Source organism: Draconibacterium sp., assembly GCF_041583095.1.
Classification (GTDB): Bacteria; Bacteroidota; Bacteroidia; order Bacteroidales; family Prolixibacteraceae; genus Draconibacterium.
Genome location: NZ_JBFHGM010000079.1, coordinates 1 through 17,907, shown reverse-complemented (window position 1 = coordinate 17,907; position 17,907 = coordinate 1). Strand labels below are relative to the sequence as shown.

8 protein-coding genes are annotated in these 17,907 nt (G+C 40.8%); all 8 read left to right on the top strand.

Going from position 1 to position 17,907, the window contains the following annotated elements; translation table 11 throughout:
• A partial coding sequence (locus ABZB17_RS09560) for a glycoside hydrolase family 95-like protein (protein WP_372649745.1) occupies positions 1-417 on the top strand: 417 nt, incomplete at its 5' end.
• A gap of 103 nt (positions 418-520) precedes the next feature.
• A complete protein-coding gene (locus ABZB17_RS09555) occupies positions 521-1,825 on the top strand; it encodes a glycosyl hydrolase family 8 (RefSeq protein ID WP_372649743.1) in 1,305 nt (434 codons plus the stop codon).
• 45 nt (positions 1,826-1,870) lie between these two features.
• Positions 1,871-3,406: an alpha-N-arabinofuranosidase gene (locus ABZB17_RS09550; RefSeq protein WP_372649741.1), complete on the top strand. Its 1,536-nt coding sequence runs from the start codon at positions 1,871-1,873 to the stop codon at positions 3,404-3,406.
• Positions 3,407-3,714: 308 nt separating this feature from the next.
• Positions 3,715-7,632, top strand: coding sequence for a two-component regulator propeller domain-containing protein (locus tag ABZB17_RS09545; protein ID WP_372649739.1), 3,918 nt, complete (start codon positions 3,715-3,717; stop codon positions 7,630-7,632).
• Between the two features lie 301 nt (positions 7,633-7,933).
• Complete coding sequence (locus ABZB17_RS09540; RefSeq protein WP_372649737.1) at positions 7,934-9,676, top strand: glycoside hydrolase family 43 protein; 1,743 nt, start codon at positions 7,934-7,936, stop codon at positions 9,674-9,676.
• 205 nt (positions 9,677-9,881) lie between these two features.
• On the top strand, positions 9,882-13,037 hold the full coding sequence (locus ABZB17_RS09535) for a SusC/RagA family TonB-linked outer membrane protein (RefSeq protein ID WP_372649735.1): 3,156 nt from the start codon (positions 9,882-9,884) through the stop codon (positions 13,035-13,037).
• 11 nt (positions 13,038-13,048) lie between these two features.
• The gene (locus ABZB17_RS09530) at positions 13,049-14,983 is read left to right on the top strand and encodes a RagB/SusD family nutrient uptake outer membrane protein (RefSeq protein WP_372649733.1); all 1,935 of its coding nucleotides are present in this window, start codon (positions 13,049-13,051) and stop codon (positions 14,981-14,983) included.
• A 43-nt stretch (positions 14,984-15,026) separates the two neighbouring features.
• Positions 15,027-17,873 carry a SusC/RagA family TonB-linked outer membrane protein gene (locus tag ABZB17_RS09525; protein ID WP_372649731.1) on the top strand — a complete coding sequence of 949 codons (2,847 nt, stop codon included), beginning with the start codon at positions 15,027-15,029 and terminating at the stop codon, positions 17,871-17,873.
• Positions 17,874-17,907: the final 34 nt, after the last annotated feature.

Below are 17,907 nucleotides of genomic sequence, written 5' to 3'. Positions count from 1 at the left end.
CAGATTGACGGGAATTTTGGTTGCACAGCAGGAATTGCCGAAATGTTGATGCAAAGCCAGCACGGAGCCATTCAGCTTCTTCCGGCACTTCCATCAAAATGGAGTAAAGGATCGGTGAGCGGATTAAGAGCTCGTGGTGGTTTTGAAGTAGACATTAAGTGGGAGAATGGTGAAGTACAAACAGCCGTTGTTCGCTCTAAGCTGGGTGGAAATTGCCGTATTCGCTCTTATGTTCCTTTAACTTGTGAAGGGTTGAAGGAAGCTAACGGCGAAAATCCAAATCCATTTTATTCCATTCCAAAAATAATGGAGCCAAAAGTAAATACAGAAGAAGTGAAACTCCCGGAGTTGAAAAAAGTGTATGAGTATGATTTGGAAACAGTTGCCGGAGAGGAAATTCTTCTTTTGAAATTATAAAATACAAATAATGTAACGGGTACGTAAGTTATTCATAACCTGAAGTATGAACAGAGTACTGCGAGTAACTTACTAAACCTTTGAAATCAAACTATTTGATCATATGAATTACAACATAAAAGCTACAATAAATAAAGTAATGGGAAGAACTCTTTGTTTCTTTCTCACATTGATGCTGCTTGTACCGGCAACCAATATATTCGGACAGCAGCAAGAAAAAAAACAAGGGGCCTATTATACCGGGGAGTATCGAAACCTTTTTGCCGAAGCCGGGTATGCTCAGAAAGATATTGATGAGAAATTGGAAAAAGCGTATCACGATCTGTTTGAAGGGCCCAATCGTATTTATTTCGAAGTTGAAGATTCGTTGGCTTACGTTTCGGATATTAAAAACAAAGATGCACGAACCGAAGGCCTTTCGTATGGCTTAATGGTGGCTGTTCAGTTTGATAAAAAGGAAGTATTTGATAAACTTTGGCGATGGACCAAAAAGTATATGCAGCATCAATCAGGCGCGCGCGAAGGCTATTTTGCGTGGAGCGTTAACCCGGAAACCAACCGACAGAACTCGGGAGGTTCAGCTTCGGATGGCGAGCTGTATTTTGTAACGTCATTGTTGTTTGCATCGAACCTTTGGGGCAACGATACCGGAATTGACTATTACGCCGAAGCACGCCGTATTTTAGATGCCATGTGGGAAAAAGATGGCTCCAACAGAGTAAACCACATTATCAACGTCGAGCACAAGCAAATAAGTTTTGTTCCCGAAGGTAATGGCTACAACTGGACAGATCCATCGTATCATGTGCCGGCATTTATGGAAGTATGGGCCGATTTTGCCAACGATGGACACGAGCAGTTTTACCGCGATTGTGCTGATACTGCAAGGGCTTTTCTGCACCGGGCCTGCCATCCTGAAACCGGATTGAATTACGATTATGCCAATTTTGATGGCTCGAAACACGATGCCCGCTGGATGCCACAGGCGTTTCGTTACGACTCGTGGCGGGTACCCATGAATATTACCATGGATTATATTTGGTTTGGTAAAGACAAAAACTGGCAAGAGGATTATGCTGGTCGGTTCCAGGGATTTTTACGTTCGGAGGGAATTAACGACTTTGTCGATCAGTACAACCCCGATGGCACAAAACCGGAGTGGATACTTCAGGCAGGTGGTTTCAGAAAATTACGTCATTCGTTGGGATTAATATCTACTTCGGCAACACTTTCGATGGTTGACGATGTTGATCCTGAATTTGACTTTGTACATAAACTTTGGAACGCAAAACTGGAACCGTACGAAGATGGTTACTTTGACCCTTATTACGATGGTTTGCTGTACCTGTTTAGCTTAATGCACCTGAGTGGAAATTATCAGGCAATTTTACCCGGTCAGCACCCATAAATGTGGATGATTTAATTCGAACTGAAACAACAAAATAAATATCAAATGATTACAAAAATGAAATTAACAGTGGCCGTTTTGTTAGTGCTTACAACTAATGTACTTTTTGGCCAAACCAAAATTACCTTGTATGCTGATCAGGCTGAAACAAAAATCAATAAGGAAATATACGGGCATTTTGCTGAGCACCTGGGCCGGTGTATTTATGGCGGTATATTTGTTGGCGAAGACTCAGAAATCCCTAACACCCGAGGTTTTAGGGATGATGTTACCGGTGCGCTAATTGACATGAAAATACCTGTGTTACGTTGGCCGGGAGGTTGTTTTGCCGATACCTACAACTGGAGAGACGGCATTGGCCCGCGCGAAGAACGTCCATCGATGGTAAATGTGCACTGGGGTGGAGTTACCGAAGACAACAGCTTTGGAACACACGAATTTCTCGATTTTTGTGACTTGATAAAAGCCGAACCATATATAAATGTGAACGTAGGATCGGGAACCGTTCGCGAAGCTTCGGAATGGATTGAATACGTAACATCGTCGAACATTAGCCCGATGACCGATTTAAGAAAGAAAAACGGACGCGAAGAACCATGGGAGGTTAAGTATTGGGGAATTGGAAACGAAAACTGGGGCTGTGGTGGTAATATGACTGCTGAGTATTATGCCGATGTTTACAAACACTTCGCTACCTATAGCCGTGGAGCTGATTATAAAATTGCTTGTGGTGCCAGCGATGTAGACTATGACTGGACCGAGGTTTTAATGAAAAAAATGCAGGATAAACGCAACCTTATGCAAGGATTATCATTGCACTATTATACCATCACACATAATTGGACAGTGAAAGGTTCGGCAACTGATTTTGATGAAAAGGAATGGTTTACCACACTCAGCAAAACCTTGTTTATGGATGAATTGATCCAAAAACACTCAACAATTATGGATAAATACGATCCTAATAAGCGTGTTGGTTTAATTGTTGACGAATGGGGAAACTGGTTTGATGTGGAGCCCGGAACCAATCCCGGATTTCTGTACCAGCAAAATACCTTGCGCGATGCACTGGTTGCCGGTATAAACCTCAATATTTTTAATAATCATGCCGATCGTGTTAAAATGTCGAACATTGCACAAACCATTAACGTGCTGCAATCGGTTATTTTAACCAAAGAAGATGAAATGGTGTTAACACCAACTTATTACGTATTTAAAATGTATAGTGTACACCAGGATGCCACGTTAATACCTGCGAACCTTAAAACCAGCAAGTACGAAATGGACGGGGAGTCAGTTCCGGCAGTAAATGCTTCAGCATCTACAAAAGATGGAGTAATTTCAATTACCCTGTGTAACCTGAATCCTAACAAGAGCGAAAATGTTGAATTATCGCTACCTGCCGATGAAATTTCAACAGCAAGCGGACAGATTATTACGTCGCAGAGTATAAACGATTTTAATGATTTTGGTAAAAACGAAACCGTTAGCATCAAGGAGTTTAGCGTGGCAAAACCAAAAGACGGAAAACTTACTTTTGAGTTACCTGCAAAGTCGGTTGTACTTGTTCAGCTTAAATAAAAATACTTTGTTTTATTGGATAGGTAGAAAGAGGAAGCGGATGAGCTTCCTCTTTTTGTTTAAATACTAAATGCCATAAAACATCTAAAAAAAAGATAAGCGCAAATCTCAATTGATAACGCAGCTGCTTTTATTGATTGATTTACCTATTCGGCTCGTTTAAAAAGCACATGGTGAGATGTTTGTGTTAGAATGAAGTCAGGCTCCACGTAAAAGAATTGTCTTTTAAAATTAGAATGATCAGCCAGACCGGTTTTTGTTTATTCTTCTTAAATTTCTATATTCCGTCTCTATAATAAAACTAAATCATGAATACCGGAAAATATTATTTTTTTCAGCTTGTTTTCATTTTCCTAACTTGTGTTACTGGTGTTACCTCTGCTAAGAATTCAAACCAGTTTTACAACCTAAACGAAGACTACGGTATTTCAATTCGCGAAACCAACCAGGTTTGTGAAGATGATGATGGTTTTATCTGGATTTCTTCAAAAATTGGAATAGTACGCTATTCCAGAGATGATATCAGAACCTACCAAATACCTTATGATTCAGAAGACATAATCGCTGTTCGGATGGAATATACCAACGGGAAATTATATGTATATACCAACAACGGGCAGCTATTTATATACAATAAAATTCAGGATAGATTTGAGCTGATAACCAACCTGGCCAAACAGGTGAAGGACCCGCATGTAGTTGTGAACAGAATGCTGGTCGATTCTGAAGAAACGATTTGGGAAGCAAGTACTTCCGGTTTGTTGCGCTATAATAAAAACGATGGCCTGAATACCTTTTTTGATAACCGAAACATCCATTTTTTGGAATGGTTAGATGATTTTCGTTTTTTTTATGGAACCGAAGAATACATTGGTATTTTTGATATTACTACCCAAAGTTCAGAGGTGTATTACACTTTGCCTGAAGACCTGCACTTGTTTTTTTCATACATTGAGTTCGACCGAAAGGAAAATACCTTGTGGTTAGGAACATTAAGCGATGGTTTATATTACCTGAGAAAAGGGAATAGCGGGGCCGAATTGATTGCTGTAGAAAATATTCCCAATCAGCCGGTTCAGGCAATTTGTCCTATTTCAACTTCAACCTTGCTTATTGGTGTTGACGGACAGGGTGTTTGGGAAATGGATAAGCGCACACAGGAGATACTTGCCGTTTATAAAGATGATGCTGATAACCCAAATTCCTTAAAGGGAAACGGAGTTTATGATATTTTTTGCGACCGGAATAACCGGGTGTGGATTTGCACCTATAGCGGAGGAGTTTCTTTTTTCGATCAGGCAAGTAGTTCTGTTGTTACCAAAGTGGCACACATGGCGAACAACCCAAATTCGCTGGTAAATAACGATGTTAACAGTATTCTCGAAGACCGGAACGGGAATCTATGGTTTGCCACTAACAATGGTGTAAGCTTTTGGAATACAAAAACCAATAAATGGAAATCATTCTACCACAATAAAGAACAGCACGCCCAGGTGTTTTTGGCACTTTGCCAGGATTCGTATGGAAGAATTTGGGCCGGTTCTTATTCTTCGGGTATTTATATTCTGGATGAGAATACCGGAAAAGAACTAAGACATTTAAGCCATGAAAATACTCCGGGCGATTTTGCAGGCGATTTTGTGTTTAATATTATTGAAGACCAGCAGGGCGATATCTGGATCGGTGGAGTACGGGGAGATTTGATCCGATACAATTACAATTCCGATACTTACACTTCGTATCCGGATTATACAATATACAATATTGCGGAATACGGGCCTGATAAATTATTAATGGGAACCACCTACGGATTGTTACTTTTTGATAAAAGTTCGGGAACTCATGAAGTCCTGGTTGAGGGTTTTGTTGTTTCTGATCTGTATATTTCAGAAAATATAGTTTGGATTGGAACCAATGGTAACGGCATAGTTCGGTATAATTTAACCAATAAATCAACTCATTCTTACACAGCGGATAACGGACTTCCAAGTAATTTTGTAAGTAGCATTGATTACGCAAATGGTTACTTTTGGATAGGTACGGAGCTGGGTTTGTGCCGGTTGAATGAAGCAGACCAAACGCTATTAACTTTTAACTCTTTACTGTACCTTAGCAATGTTTCTTTTAACCAGGATGCGCAATGTATTTTAAAAAATGGCGATTTGGTTATGGGTACCAATAAAGGTGCTTTAATGTTCAGCCCTAACGATTTGAAGCTTACCCCGGAAGAAGGCCGAATCTATGTTCAGGATATTTCAGTTTCAGGACGATCGATACGCGAAATTGAAGATTTGAAACCGGAAGTGCCACTTAATGAGCTAAAAGAAATAAGCCTTAGGTATTTTCAAAATACTATAAGTCTAGAACTCATTCCACTTGGAGTTATTTCTCCCGGAGCGAAGTTCTCATGGAAAATTAATGGTTTGGATCAGGAATGGAGTAAGCCGGTTGATAACCGGGTTTTATCCTATTCAAATATTCCGTACGGAACCTACACCATTCAATTACGAATGGTAGATAACTCTATAACAGGTGTAATTGCCGAGCGTGAGATAAAAGTGAATATCGTTCCTCCGTTCTGGAAAACTAGTTGGTTTATCCTACTGGTTGTGTTCTTTGTTGCAGGTTTGGGTATTTTTGGTGTTTATTTTTATATCGACAGGTTAAAGAAAAAGCACTCGGAAGAGAAAATCCGGTTTTTTGCCAATACCGCACACGATATTCGTACATCATTAACCCTGGTTAACGGGCCAATTGAGGAACTTAATAAGGAGTCAGGATTAAGCGAAAGAGGTTCTAATTATCTTCATTTGGCAACAGAGCAGGTTCATCGTTTATCAACGGTTGTTACACAATTGCTTGATTTCCAAAAAGTAGACGTTGGAAGGGAAAGATTGACATTCAGCTTTGTTGATATTGTTAAAACAATTAATGACCGGGTGATGATGTTTGAAGCTTATGCCAAAAGCAGAGATATTGATCTGGTTTTCAGCTGTAATTGCGTAAAATTCGACACTTCTGTTGATGAACGAATGATACAGAAAGTTGTTGATAATCTGATTTCCAATGCAATAAAATATTCAAATCCGAATTCCCGTGTAAATATTGAGCTCCGATGTGCGGCAACAAAATGGACGCTTGAAGTTCAGGATCATGGAATCGGAATTACCAAAAAGGCGCAAAAAATGTTGTTCAGGGAATATTACCGTGGCGAAAATGCGATCAATTCAAAAATAGTTGGCTCGGGTATCGGTTTACTACTGGTGAAAAATTATGTCTCCTTACATGGCGGTAAAGTTACTTGTTACAGTCAGTCTGGTGTTGGATCCACCTTTTTAGTAACCATACCATTTATTGCCAAAGAAAATGTGGTAAGAAAAAAGGAAGCGGTTGCTCAATCGGTTGAAAAAGATGTTCTGAAATCATCAGTGATTAACCCAGTAACTGAAAAGCAGTTGGCTGACAAAAGAGGGAATAAAATGACTGTTTTAATTGTTGAAGATCACGATTACCTGAGAGAATTTCTTCAATCGGCCATGCAGGACCTTTTTAATATTTACCTGGCAGAAGACGGAGAGGAGGCCTGGGAAATTGTACAAAAGCAAAGCCCTGATCTGATTGTTTCTGACATTATGATGCCGAAAATGGACGGCTTTGAATTGTGTGAAAAAGTGAAATCGAATTTCCTGACTGCGCATATCCCCGTTATTCTTTTAACGGCACTGGCCGGAAAAGCACAACAAATACGCGGACTAGGACTTGGAGCCGATGATTATTTAACCAAACCATTTGACGTTACTTTACTTCAGCAACGAATAAAATCAATTCTTAAAAACCGCGAAATTATCAGAAACAAGGCCATGAAAATGACCAGTGAAAGTAAAGAACCCGTTATTTTGGAAAATGAACTTAATGATAAGTTTCTAAAACGAATGATAGCGGTGGTGAATGATAATATTAGTAATCCTCAATTTTCAAAAAATGAATTTGCTGCCGTAATGAATGTAAGTCCTTCGCTGCTCTATAAAAAGATAAAATCCCTAACTGACCAGTCGCCTATCGAATTTATAAGAACCATAAGGCTGAACCATGCTTATGATTTGTTGTCTTCTAAAGAACACTCCATTACTGAAGTTAGCGAATTATGCGGATTTAGCAGTGTTGGTTATTTCAGTACCGTCTTTAGAAAACACTTCGGTAAATCACCAACACGGGTCTTGGAGTAAAATTCGCGAAAAGCATTGTTTCTGCCGTTTTAGCTTCATATTATAATAGCTATTTCTTTCAATATTGGATATTTGGATGAATAATCACTAATAATACGCTAGAAAATTATCTTGTTGTTTGATATGGATGTGTTGTTAATCAAGGTTTTTGTCTGGTTTTGTATACGAATGTCTAATTTTAAAAATCAAATGTCTAAAATTGAAAGCCCCGACATATAATGGAGTCTAATTTTGAAAATGTGAAGGTGTGAAAATACCTGCGTGAACGAATAGAACTATTATAGCTAATTGGACAACTTTGATGAAACTAAACTATTTCATTCAGATATCGATGATAACTCTGGTGTTGGCCGGAGCCATTATTTTTGATTCCTGTCAATCCATATCCGGTTCCGGTAACCCTAAATTTGCAAACGATAGTATGGTTGCAAATTTTGATTATTTCAACTATAAAGGCAACGATGATTTTTACAACGATAATCCACTTCCCGGTGATGATTATTATTATAACCCAATTCTTCCGGGGTGGTATTCCGATCCAAGTGTTTGCACCAACGGAAAGGATTATTTTCTGGTAACATCAACCTTTAGTTATTTTCCTGGCGTTCCTATTTTTCACAGTACCGACATGCTAAACTGGAAACAGATTGGCAATGTGCTTAACCGCCCCGAACAACTACCATTGGAAGGCCAAGGCATAAGCCGTGGAATTTTTGCTCCTGCAATCAGTTATAATCCGCATAACGAAACTTATTACATGATTACCACCAATATGCAAGGCGGTAATTTTTTGGTGAAGACACAAGATCCGTTTGGCGACTGGTCAGACCCGATTTGGTTACCTGATGTACATGGTATCGATCCGTCATTGTTTTTTGATGAAAACGGCAAAGCCTATATTGTAAACAACGATGAGCCGGATGGAGGTTCAACCTATGAGGGGCATCGTGCCATTCGAGGAATTGAGTATGATGTTGAAAACGACAAAACCATTGGCGAAAGTATAATGCTGGTGAATGGTGGAGTTGACCTGTCGGAAAAACCAATATGGATTGAAGGACCACACATGTATAAATTTAATGGCAGCTATTACCTGATGTGTGCCGAAGGAGGAACTTCGGTTAATCACCGCGAGGTAATTTTTAAAAGCGATTCGCCATTTGGAAAATATACACCATGGGATAAAAATCCGATACTTACGCAAAAGCATCTCAATCCGAACCGCGAATTACCTATTACCTGTGCCGGTCATGCTGATATTATTCAGAAAGACAACGGACAGTGGTGGTCGGTGTTTTTAGCCTGCCGCCCAATCGATAATAAATTCGAAAACCTGGGGCGCGAAACGTTTATGATGCCTATTCGCTGGAGTAGGGACGGATTTCCGTACATGACCAAAAAAGATGAAGTGGTGCCGCGCATCATTCGTATGGAAGGCGTAAAAAAAGATTCATCAATCACTTTCGGGAACTTCGAAAAGAACGATGATTTTAACGCCGCCGAACTGGGAATGGAGTGGCTAACCATTCGTGGAAACGCAGAAGGCTTATATAATTTAAAAGAAAATCCTGGCTTTCTTTCTTTAAAATGTGCCGATGTAACATCCAACGAATTAAAGGTACCGGCTTTTGTAGGGCGTCGTTTACAGCATCATAAATTTGAAAGTACCACTAAAATGTACTTCACCCCCGGTTCCGAAACAGAGTCGGCCGGAATGGTATTAATGAAAAACGAACTCCATCAGTATTTATTGGTAGTAGAAAAGGTTAGTAACCAGGTAGTTGTAAGTGCAAAAATGCTTACTGATACAGCAGTTGAGGTTATTAACTCAGAAGCCATACATGCTGAAGATGAGCCTGTTCTTCTAAAAATTACATCAAATGGTACTGAATTTAGTTTCTACTATGCGCAGGACAATAATGAATGGAAACTGCTGGCTGATAAAGTTGATGCATCGTATTTATCGACTGCCAGAGCCGGAGGATTTACCGGAACAACGATTGGAATGTATGCTTCAGGAAAGAAATTTGAATTTAATCAATAAATAATTATGCACTTAATTCAATGTCAAATTTATAAATGAAAAACTTAGATCTTATGAGGAAAAACACTTACGGACATTCTGTCCTTCATTATTTCTATTCGACAACTCATTCTTCACCATAGTTAAAACGCGGTGTAAAGCAGAGTGAATAAAATCAACTTCTAATGAATATTAGAACTCTTTTGTCAATTTAATAGAGAATATAATGAAAAACAGAATTAATTTATCATCTCAAAAAGCTTTGTCAGCTTTGATGAAGAACTACTTGATAAAAACACTGGTAGTTATACTTGGGATTTTTATCAATTTATCATTGTTTGCTCAGGATACCAAAACCATAACGGGGACGGTGGTTGATGAGCAAGACAATCCGGTAATTGGTGCTACAGTAATCGTTAAAGGTACGCAAATCGGTGTGCCTACTGATCTGGATGGAAAATTTGAGCTGCAAGTTCCTACTGATAAGGAGATCCTGCTGATCTCGTTTATTGGAATGGAACCACAGGAAATTAACATTGCTAACCAAACTAAACTGGAGGTTGTACTTGCGCCATCGAGCGTACAACTGGAGGAGACTATTGTTGTTGGTTACGGCCAGCAAAAGAAGGAGAGTGTTGTTGGAGCAATTACCCAAACAACGGGTGAAGTGCTGCAACGTACAGCTGGTGTTACCGACATAGGTATGGCATTAACCGGTAACCTGCCGGGTGTAATTACCATAAACAGTTCGGGTATGCCGGGCGAGGAAGATCCGCAAATTATTATTCGTTCGGCAAGTTCGTGGAACAACAGCGACCCTCTGGTATTGGTTGATGGTGTTGAACGCCCGATGAGCGGTGTAGATATGAACTCGGTTGAGTCGGTTTCGGTACTGAAAGATGCTTCGGCAACAGCGGTATTTGGTGTGAAAGGTGCAAACGGTGTAATCCTTATTACAACCAAACGTGGTAAGGAAGGATCAGCGCGTATTGATGTTTCGGCCAACATGACTATGAAAGTACCTTCGAAACTTCCTAACAAACTGGATTCGTACGATGCTTTAATGGCACGTAACTATGCCATTGAGCACGAATTGGGGGTTTATCCTGATTCGTGGGGATATATGACTCCGCAGAATATTATTGAAAAATACCGCTACCCGGCTGATTTGGCTGAGGCCGAGCGTTATCCGAATGTGGACTGGCAGGATGTATTGTTTAAAGATTATGCCATGTCGTACAATGCCAACTTAAACGTATCAGGTGGTACTAAGTTTGTAAAGTATTTTGCCTCGGCAGACTTTGCACACGAAGGTGACCTTTTTTATGTTTTTGATAACGGTCGTAACTACGATTCGGGTTATGCTTTCAACCGTATTAACGTAAGAAGTAACCTCGATTTCCAGCTTACAAAATCTACCATGTTCAGGTTAAACCTGGCAGGATCAAACGGACAAAAGAAAACTCCTTGGGGTCAAACCAATTCGGGCGACTGGGCTGTTGCTCAGCAGTGGGCCGGTGCCTATAACATTGCTCCCGATGTGTTTTTGCCGCAATACTCTGATGGATCATGGGGATTCTATCCAAACATCTCCAATGTTTCCAATTCGGCACAAAACCTGTCGCTTTCAGGAACCATGCTTTCTACAACAACACGAATCAACACCGACTTCATTTTGGAGCAAGAGTTGGATTTTATTACTGAAGGCCTGAAGTTCCGTGGTTCTATTTCGTGGGATAATACTTTCCTTGAGAATAACAGGGGAATTAACGACCTTTACAATGATGCACAGCAAAAATGGATCGATCCTGCTACAGGTATTGCCACTTATAAAAAGGAATACGAGAATAACAATAAATTCGATTTCCAACAGGGCGTGCTGTGGAATACTTCAGCTGGCTCGGTGAGCAATGGAGCTACCCAACGTAACCTGGAATACCAGTTGCGTTTAAACTGGGACCGTCAGTTTGGTAGCCATAATATTACCGCAATGGGTATGTTTAGCCGTAAAGAACGCGCACGAGGAAGCATGATTCCTGAGTTTCGCGAAGACTGGGCATTCCGTGCCACCTACGACTATAAAACACGCTATTTTCTAGAGTATAATGGTGCTTATAATGGATCTGAGAAATTTTCCAAAGATTATCGTTTTGCCTTCTTTAGTTCCGGTGCGATTGGCTGGATGATCTCTGAAGAATCATTTATGGAAAGCCTTGGATTCCTTGATATGTTAAAACTAAGGGCTTCTTATGGTGAAATTGGTGACGACTTTATCACAAGACGTTGGCTGTACCTCACACAATGGGCCTACGGGGGTAACTCATCACTTGATGTTGACCGGGGAACAAGCCCATACGATTGGTACCGCGAATCAGCAGTTGGAAACCCTGATGTACGATGGGAAACTGTAAAGAAATTTAATGCTGGTGTTGACTATGCTTTCTTTGATGGATTGCTGGCCGGTAGTGTTGAATATTTCCGCGACAAACGAGTTGATATCCTTATTGACGGAGACTCCCGTGCAGTACCTTCTTATTATGGACCTACACCACCAACAGCTAACCTTGGTGAAGTAGAAACCAATGGATACGAAATACAAGTACGTGTAAATAAAGTACTAAATAACGGCGTTCGTTTGTGGGGCGATATGAGTATGACACATGCAGTAAATAAGATTCTTGAAAGAGATGACCCTGCATTGTATGAAGATTACCGTAAGCAAGCCGGTTACAGCCTTGGACAAACAAGAGCCCATGTTGATGCCGGTTATTTTAATACCTACGATGCATTATACGGCAGCCCGATACACAATACTAACGATAAGTATAAAATTCCCGGAGACTATTATATTCTCGATTTTAATGCCGATGGTATAATCGATAGCAAAGACCAGATCCCTTATGGATACGCCGGATCTCCTCAAAATACCTACAACGCCACAGTTGGTGTTGAATGGAAAGGTTTTAGTGCATTTGTACAGTTTTACGGTGTAAATAATGTAACCCGTAACGTGCCATTAACCAGTTTCGGAAGTAACCTGAATACCGTTTACGATTTCGGTACATGGTGGTCGAAAGAAATGCCAAATGCCGATGTAACTGTTCCGCGTTGGTTGTCGGAGCCTAGCTACCATTCAGGAACTCAGTACTTGTTCGATGGTTCGTATGTTCGATTGAAAAATGCTGAATTAGCCTATACCGTTAACGGTGGCTGGATCAACTCGATTGGTTTTCGTACGCTGAAAATATTTGTTAACGGTAACAACTTGTGGGTATGGTCGGATATGCCTGACGACCGCGAATCAAACTTCGCCGGATCAGGAGGACAGGGAGCTTACCCAACTATGAAACGATATAATTTAGGAATAAGATTTACACTATAATTATGAGTACAATGAAAAATATACATAAGACGCTTTTGAAGAGTGGTGTACTGTTCATCATGTTATTGGGTCTCTTTTCCTGCGAAGAATACCTGGATAAAGCACCCGAGTCGATCGTATCGGAGGAGGTAGCGTTTAGTAATTTCACCAATTTCCAGGGTTATATTGAAGAGATATACAATTGTATCCCTGATAAGGAAAAGAAATACTGGACCACTTCGTGGAACTGGGGTGATGACGAGCTGTTTAACCTTGAAGGTAGTTGGCACATGACCAACCAGGTTGATATTGGTAACTTTTGGGCATGGCAAAATGCTCCTGGTACCTGGTTTGACGATGATAATGCAAATCCAACTTCCGGGAACAAATTCGATCATGGTTTGTATGCGCATGCATGGTATTGTATCCGTAAAGCAAACATGGGGCTTGAAAACCTGGATCTACTTACTGTGGCAACACAGGAGGAAAGAGATTTTATTGAAGGGCAACTTTACTTTTTCAGAGCATGGTGGCATTTCGAAATGATGCAGTATCTTGGCGGGTTGCCTTATATTGATTACGTATTACCCGCAGGAGAAAAACTGACCTTGCCACGTTTGAGTTACCAGGAATGTGCAGACAAAGCCGGAGCCGATTTAAGAAAAGCGGCTGACTTGCTACCTATCGACTGGGATAATACAACCGTTGGGAAAAATACTCTTGGTAAAAACCAGCTACGCGCCAATAAAATTATGGCTCTGGGTTACCTGGGTAAAAACTACCTGTGGGCTGCAAGTCCGTTAATGAAAAACGGCGCTCAAACCGGTGGTGGCAATACCTATAATTACGACGAGGATTATGCACGCAAAGCGGCCGAAGCTTTTGGTGAGTTGCTGAGCCTGGTTGAAGGTGGGCAGACACAATACGCCCTGGTTGATTTTGAATACGATGATATTTATAATCACAAGAAATCGAGCAGTGCTGAATCGAAGTACAGCGATATATTCTATACTACCGGACAAAACTGGTTAATGCCAGGTTCAACCGAAGCTATTTTCCGTGGTCCTTCAACCGATTCAAACGGTAGTAACTGGAATACCACAAAAACTTTCGGACCAAAAGTAAAAGGTTTGGTGGAACATGATAATATTATTCACCATCCTACAGCCAATTACGTAAAGAATTACGGTATGGCCAATGGTTTGCCTTTGGATGATCCGGAATCGGGTTTTGATCCTGAGTATCCCTTCAAAGATCGTGACCCACGTTTTTATCACGATATTGTTTTTGACGGATTTAAGTACGTGAATGCTACTATGCCTGCTGATATGGAGTACCTGCGTTACACCGGTTTGGCATCAGGAGGAACAATGCGTAATCCTGCCGATGGTAGCCGAACAGGTTATCTTATTCAGAAACTGGTACCGCATACAGCCAATAAATATGACGGAGCTTATAACTGGAGTTATAACCTGCATACCTACCTGCCATACATGCGTTTAGGCGATATTTATACCATGTATGCCGAAGCATGTGCAGCTTTTGGCGGTGCCTCAGGAAAAGCATCAAATTTCACCAAAACAGCTGAAGATGCAATTAACACGCTTCGCGACCGTTGCGGAGCCGGCCATGTTGCTGCTTCGTATACCGCAAGTCGCGAAAAATTCATCGACGAGGTGAGAAGAGAACGTGCTGTAGAGCTTTCATTTGAAGGTTTCCGCTTTAACGACTTGCAACGTTGGTTGTTGCTTACCGAGTATCCTTACAATGTAAAAACTTCTCAAGAGTTTGACCGGGTGGAAGACCTTGAATTCTATGAGAACAATGATCCAAAAGATGCAAGGGTAGCCAACTTTAGAGAAGAAGTCATTTTAACACGTCAGTTTGGAGTTAAACACTACTGGTTCCCGCTTAAAATAGAGGATGTATCTATGTATCCGGAGTTTGGGCAGAATCCGGGCTGGTAGCCAGATTGAGTTAAAGTATTATGTAATTATAATCGAATAAGCAATGAAACATATACAAAAGAGATTCATTTTATTCGCCCTGTTTGCAGTAGTTCCGTTTTTAATGAACGCGCAAACTCCGGCAGGAAATGAAACGGATACGATCATTATAACCGATGACCCATTAGTGCAGGTACCTTTTCGTAAGGTAGCTCAAAGCGACATTCTGGGTGGTGTTTCGGTGGTCGATCTCGAAGAATTAACCAAAAAGAACTATAATACTTATAGTTTAGACAATATGCAGGGCTACATTGGTGGTTTCACCGGTAATGCACTGTGGGGCATGGGCGAATACATGGTGCTGGTTGACGGAGTGCCGCGTGCGGCCAATAATGTGCTGCCAACCGAAATTGAGCAGATTACTTTCCTGAAATCGGCAGCTGCAGTTGTACTTTATGGTAGCCGTGCTGCAAAAGGTGCAATTTTAATTACTACCAAACGTGGTAAAGAAACACCACTTGAAGTAAATGTACGGGCAAACACCGGTTTCCATGTAGCCAAAAGTTATCCTTCTTATTTAGGATCGGCACAGTACATGACTTTATACAACGAAGCGAAAGCAAACGATGGTGATCCAGTTCAGTTTGGCCAAGACGAAATATTTCATCATGCATCGGGGAGTAATCCATACCGCTATCCGAATGTGGATTTCTATTCATCGGATTACTTAAAATCGTACTACAACCGTACCGATGTTTCTACCGAAATATTGGGTGGTAATGAACGGGCAAAGTTTTATACCAATATTGGCTACTACCGTCAGGGCGATGTTTTCGACTTTGGTGAAGCGGCCGATAACTTTACCGACCGTTTGAATATCCGAGGTAATATTGATTTGAAACTGAACGACTTTATCAGTGCCTATATCAATACCAATGCAACTTTCTACAATTCAAGAAGTGCAAATTCGAGCCAGGAGGATGGCAATTACTGGACGGCTGCTTCTACACTTCGGCCAAACCGTATTGCACCGTTAATTCCGCTTGATTTTATCGATCAAAACGATCAGCAATCGTGGAATTTGGTAAATGGAAGCGAAAACATTATTGGTGGTAAATACTTTTTGGGTGGATCACTGTTGGATCCTACAAATATATTTGCCGATTATTATGCTGCCGGCTATAGCAAATGGACAAGCCGACAGTTTCAGTTTGATACCGGTTTGGATTTCGATCTGAAAGGAATTACTGAAGGATTAAAATTTCATACACAGTTTGCTGTTGATTATGCTACTTCGTACAGCACATCATATAATAATACCTATGCGGTGTATGTACCAAACTGGTATGATTACAACGGTAGCGATGTTATTGCCTCACTGGGAAAGGAAGGCAATGATGAAAATCCGGGGGTGCAAAACGTTGGAGGAAGTACGAACAACCAAACTATTGCGTTTGCAGGGTATTTTACTTACGACAAAACGTTTAATGCAGACCATAACCTGAATGCGATGTTAATTGCCTCGGGGTATCAAATTACAAACTCCGGGCAATATCACCGTACCAGCAGTGCAAATGCCGGATTGCAGTTAGCTTATAACTATAAGAATAAGTACTATGCTGATTTTAGTGCATCGGTAATTCACTCGGCAAAACTGCCTGAAGGAAACCGCCAGGCATTGTCGCCAACGGTAAGTTTAGGTTGGAAAATCAGTGAAGAGGATTTTATGGCCAATTCATCCGTATTTGATGAACTGAGTCTGAACGTGTCGGGAAGTATCCTGAATTCAGATCTTGATATTGAAGATTTCTATATGTACGAAGCTACCTACACGCAGGCGAACGGTGCATGGTGGGGATGGTACGATGGAGCATCGGAGCGCTCAACCAACTCGAAACGTGGAGGAAATGACGAATTGGACTTTGTAAAACGTAAAGAAGTATCGGCTACTTTAATGGCCTCGCTTTGGGAAAAATTGTTAACGGTGAATACCTCGTTTTTTATCAATTCTACCGAAGGATTGTTGATCGAACCTTCTACCATTTTTCCAAATTATTTCTTCACATGGTGGCCAGAAGCTTCATTCATCCCTAACGTTAACTTCAACAACGATAAACGTGTTGGATTCGACTTTAATGTGAACGTAAACAAGCAGGTTGGCGAAGTAGATCTTAAATTGGGTGTTTCTGGTATTTATTATACTACGGAAGCTACACAACGTGACGAAAATTACGAGTACGATTATCAGTACCGTGAAGGAACTGCCATTGACGGACTTTGGGGTTGGGAAAGTGCAGGTTTATTTCAGAGTGCTGAAGAAGTTGCCAGTTCTCCTGAGCAGAAATTCGGAGGAACAGTTCAACCCGGCGATATCAAATATGTGGATCAGAACGGAGACAATATGATCGATGATAAAGATCAGGTTTACCTTGGTCGCGCCGGATGGAGTGGAGCTCCACTAACATTGGGGCTAAACTTTACAGCTAAATACAAAGGCTTTACATTCTTTGCTTTGGGAACCGGAAATTATGGTGCTTATGCCTTTAAAAATGACGCGTATCACTGGATTTACGGCGAAAGAAAATACTCGGAAGTAGTGCTCGACCGCTGGACAGAAGAAACAAAAGCTACAGCTACTTATCCGCGACTGACCACAACAAATGGAAGTAATAATTTCCGTAACTCTGATTTTTGGATGTACAAAACCGACCGTTTTAACCTGGCGAAAGTACAGATTACTTACGATCTGCCACAAAGCCTGATTCAAAACAGTGTGTTCGAAAGCATCTCAACATACGTAAGTGGAGCTGATCTGTTGACTATCTCAAAGGAAAAAGATATCCTGGAACTGGAATTTGACAGTGCTCCGCAAACGCGATTCTTTAACATTGGTTTAAAGGCCACATTCTAATAAGTAACACTAAAGAATTTTTACGATGAAGAAT

Excerpts from the sequence above, each read along its gene's own strand:
- ABZB17_RS09550 (WP_372649741.1), top strand. The coding sequence starts at position 1,871 with ATGATTACAAAAATGAAATTAACAGTGGCCGTTTTGTTAGTGCTTACA.
- ABZB17_RS09525 (WP_372649731.1), top strand. The coding sequence starts at position 15,027 with ATGAAACATATACAAAAGAGATTCATTTTATTCGCCCTGTTTGCAGTA.
- ABZB17_RS09535 (WP_372649735.1), top strand. The coding sequence starts at position 9,882 with ATGAAAAACAGAATTAATTTATCATCTCAAAAAGCTTTGTCAGCTTTG.
- ABZB17_RS09530 (WP_372649733.1), top strand. The coding sequence starts at position 13,049 with ATGAAAAATATACATAAGACGCTTTTGAAGAGTGGTGTACTGTTCATC.
- ABZB17_RS09555 (WP_372649743.1), top strand. The coding sequence starts at position 521 with ATGAATTACAACATAAAAGCTACAATAAATAAAGTAATGGGAAGAACT.
- ABZB17_RS09540 (WP_372649737.1), top strand. The coding sequence starts at position 7,934 with ATGAAACTAAACTATTTCATTCAGATATCGATGATAACTCTGGTGTTG.
- ABZB17_RS09545 (WP_372649739.1), top strand. The coding sequence starts at position 3,715 with ATGAATACCGGAAAATATTATTTTTTTCAGCTTGTTTTCATTTTCCTA.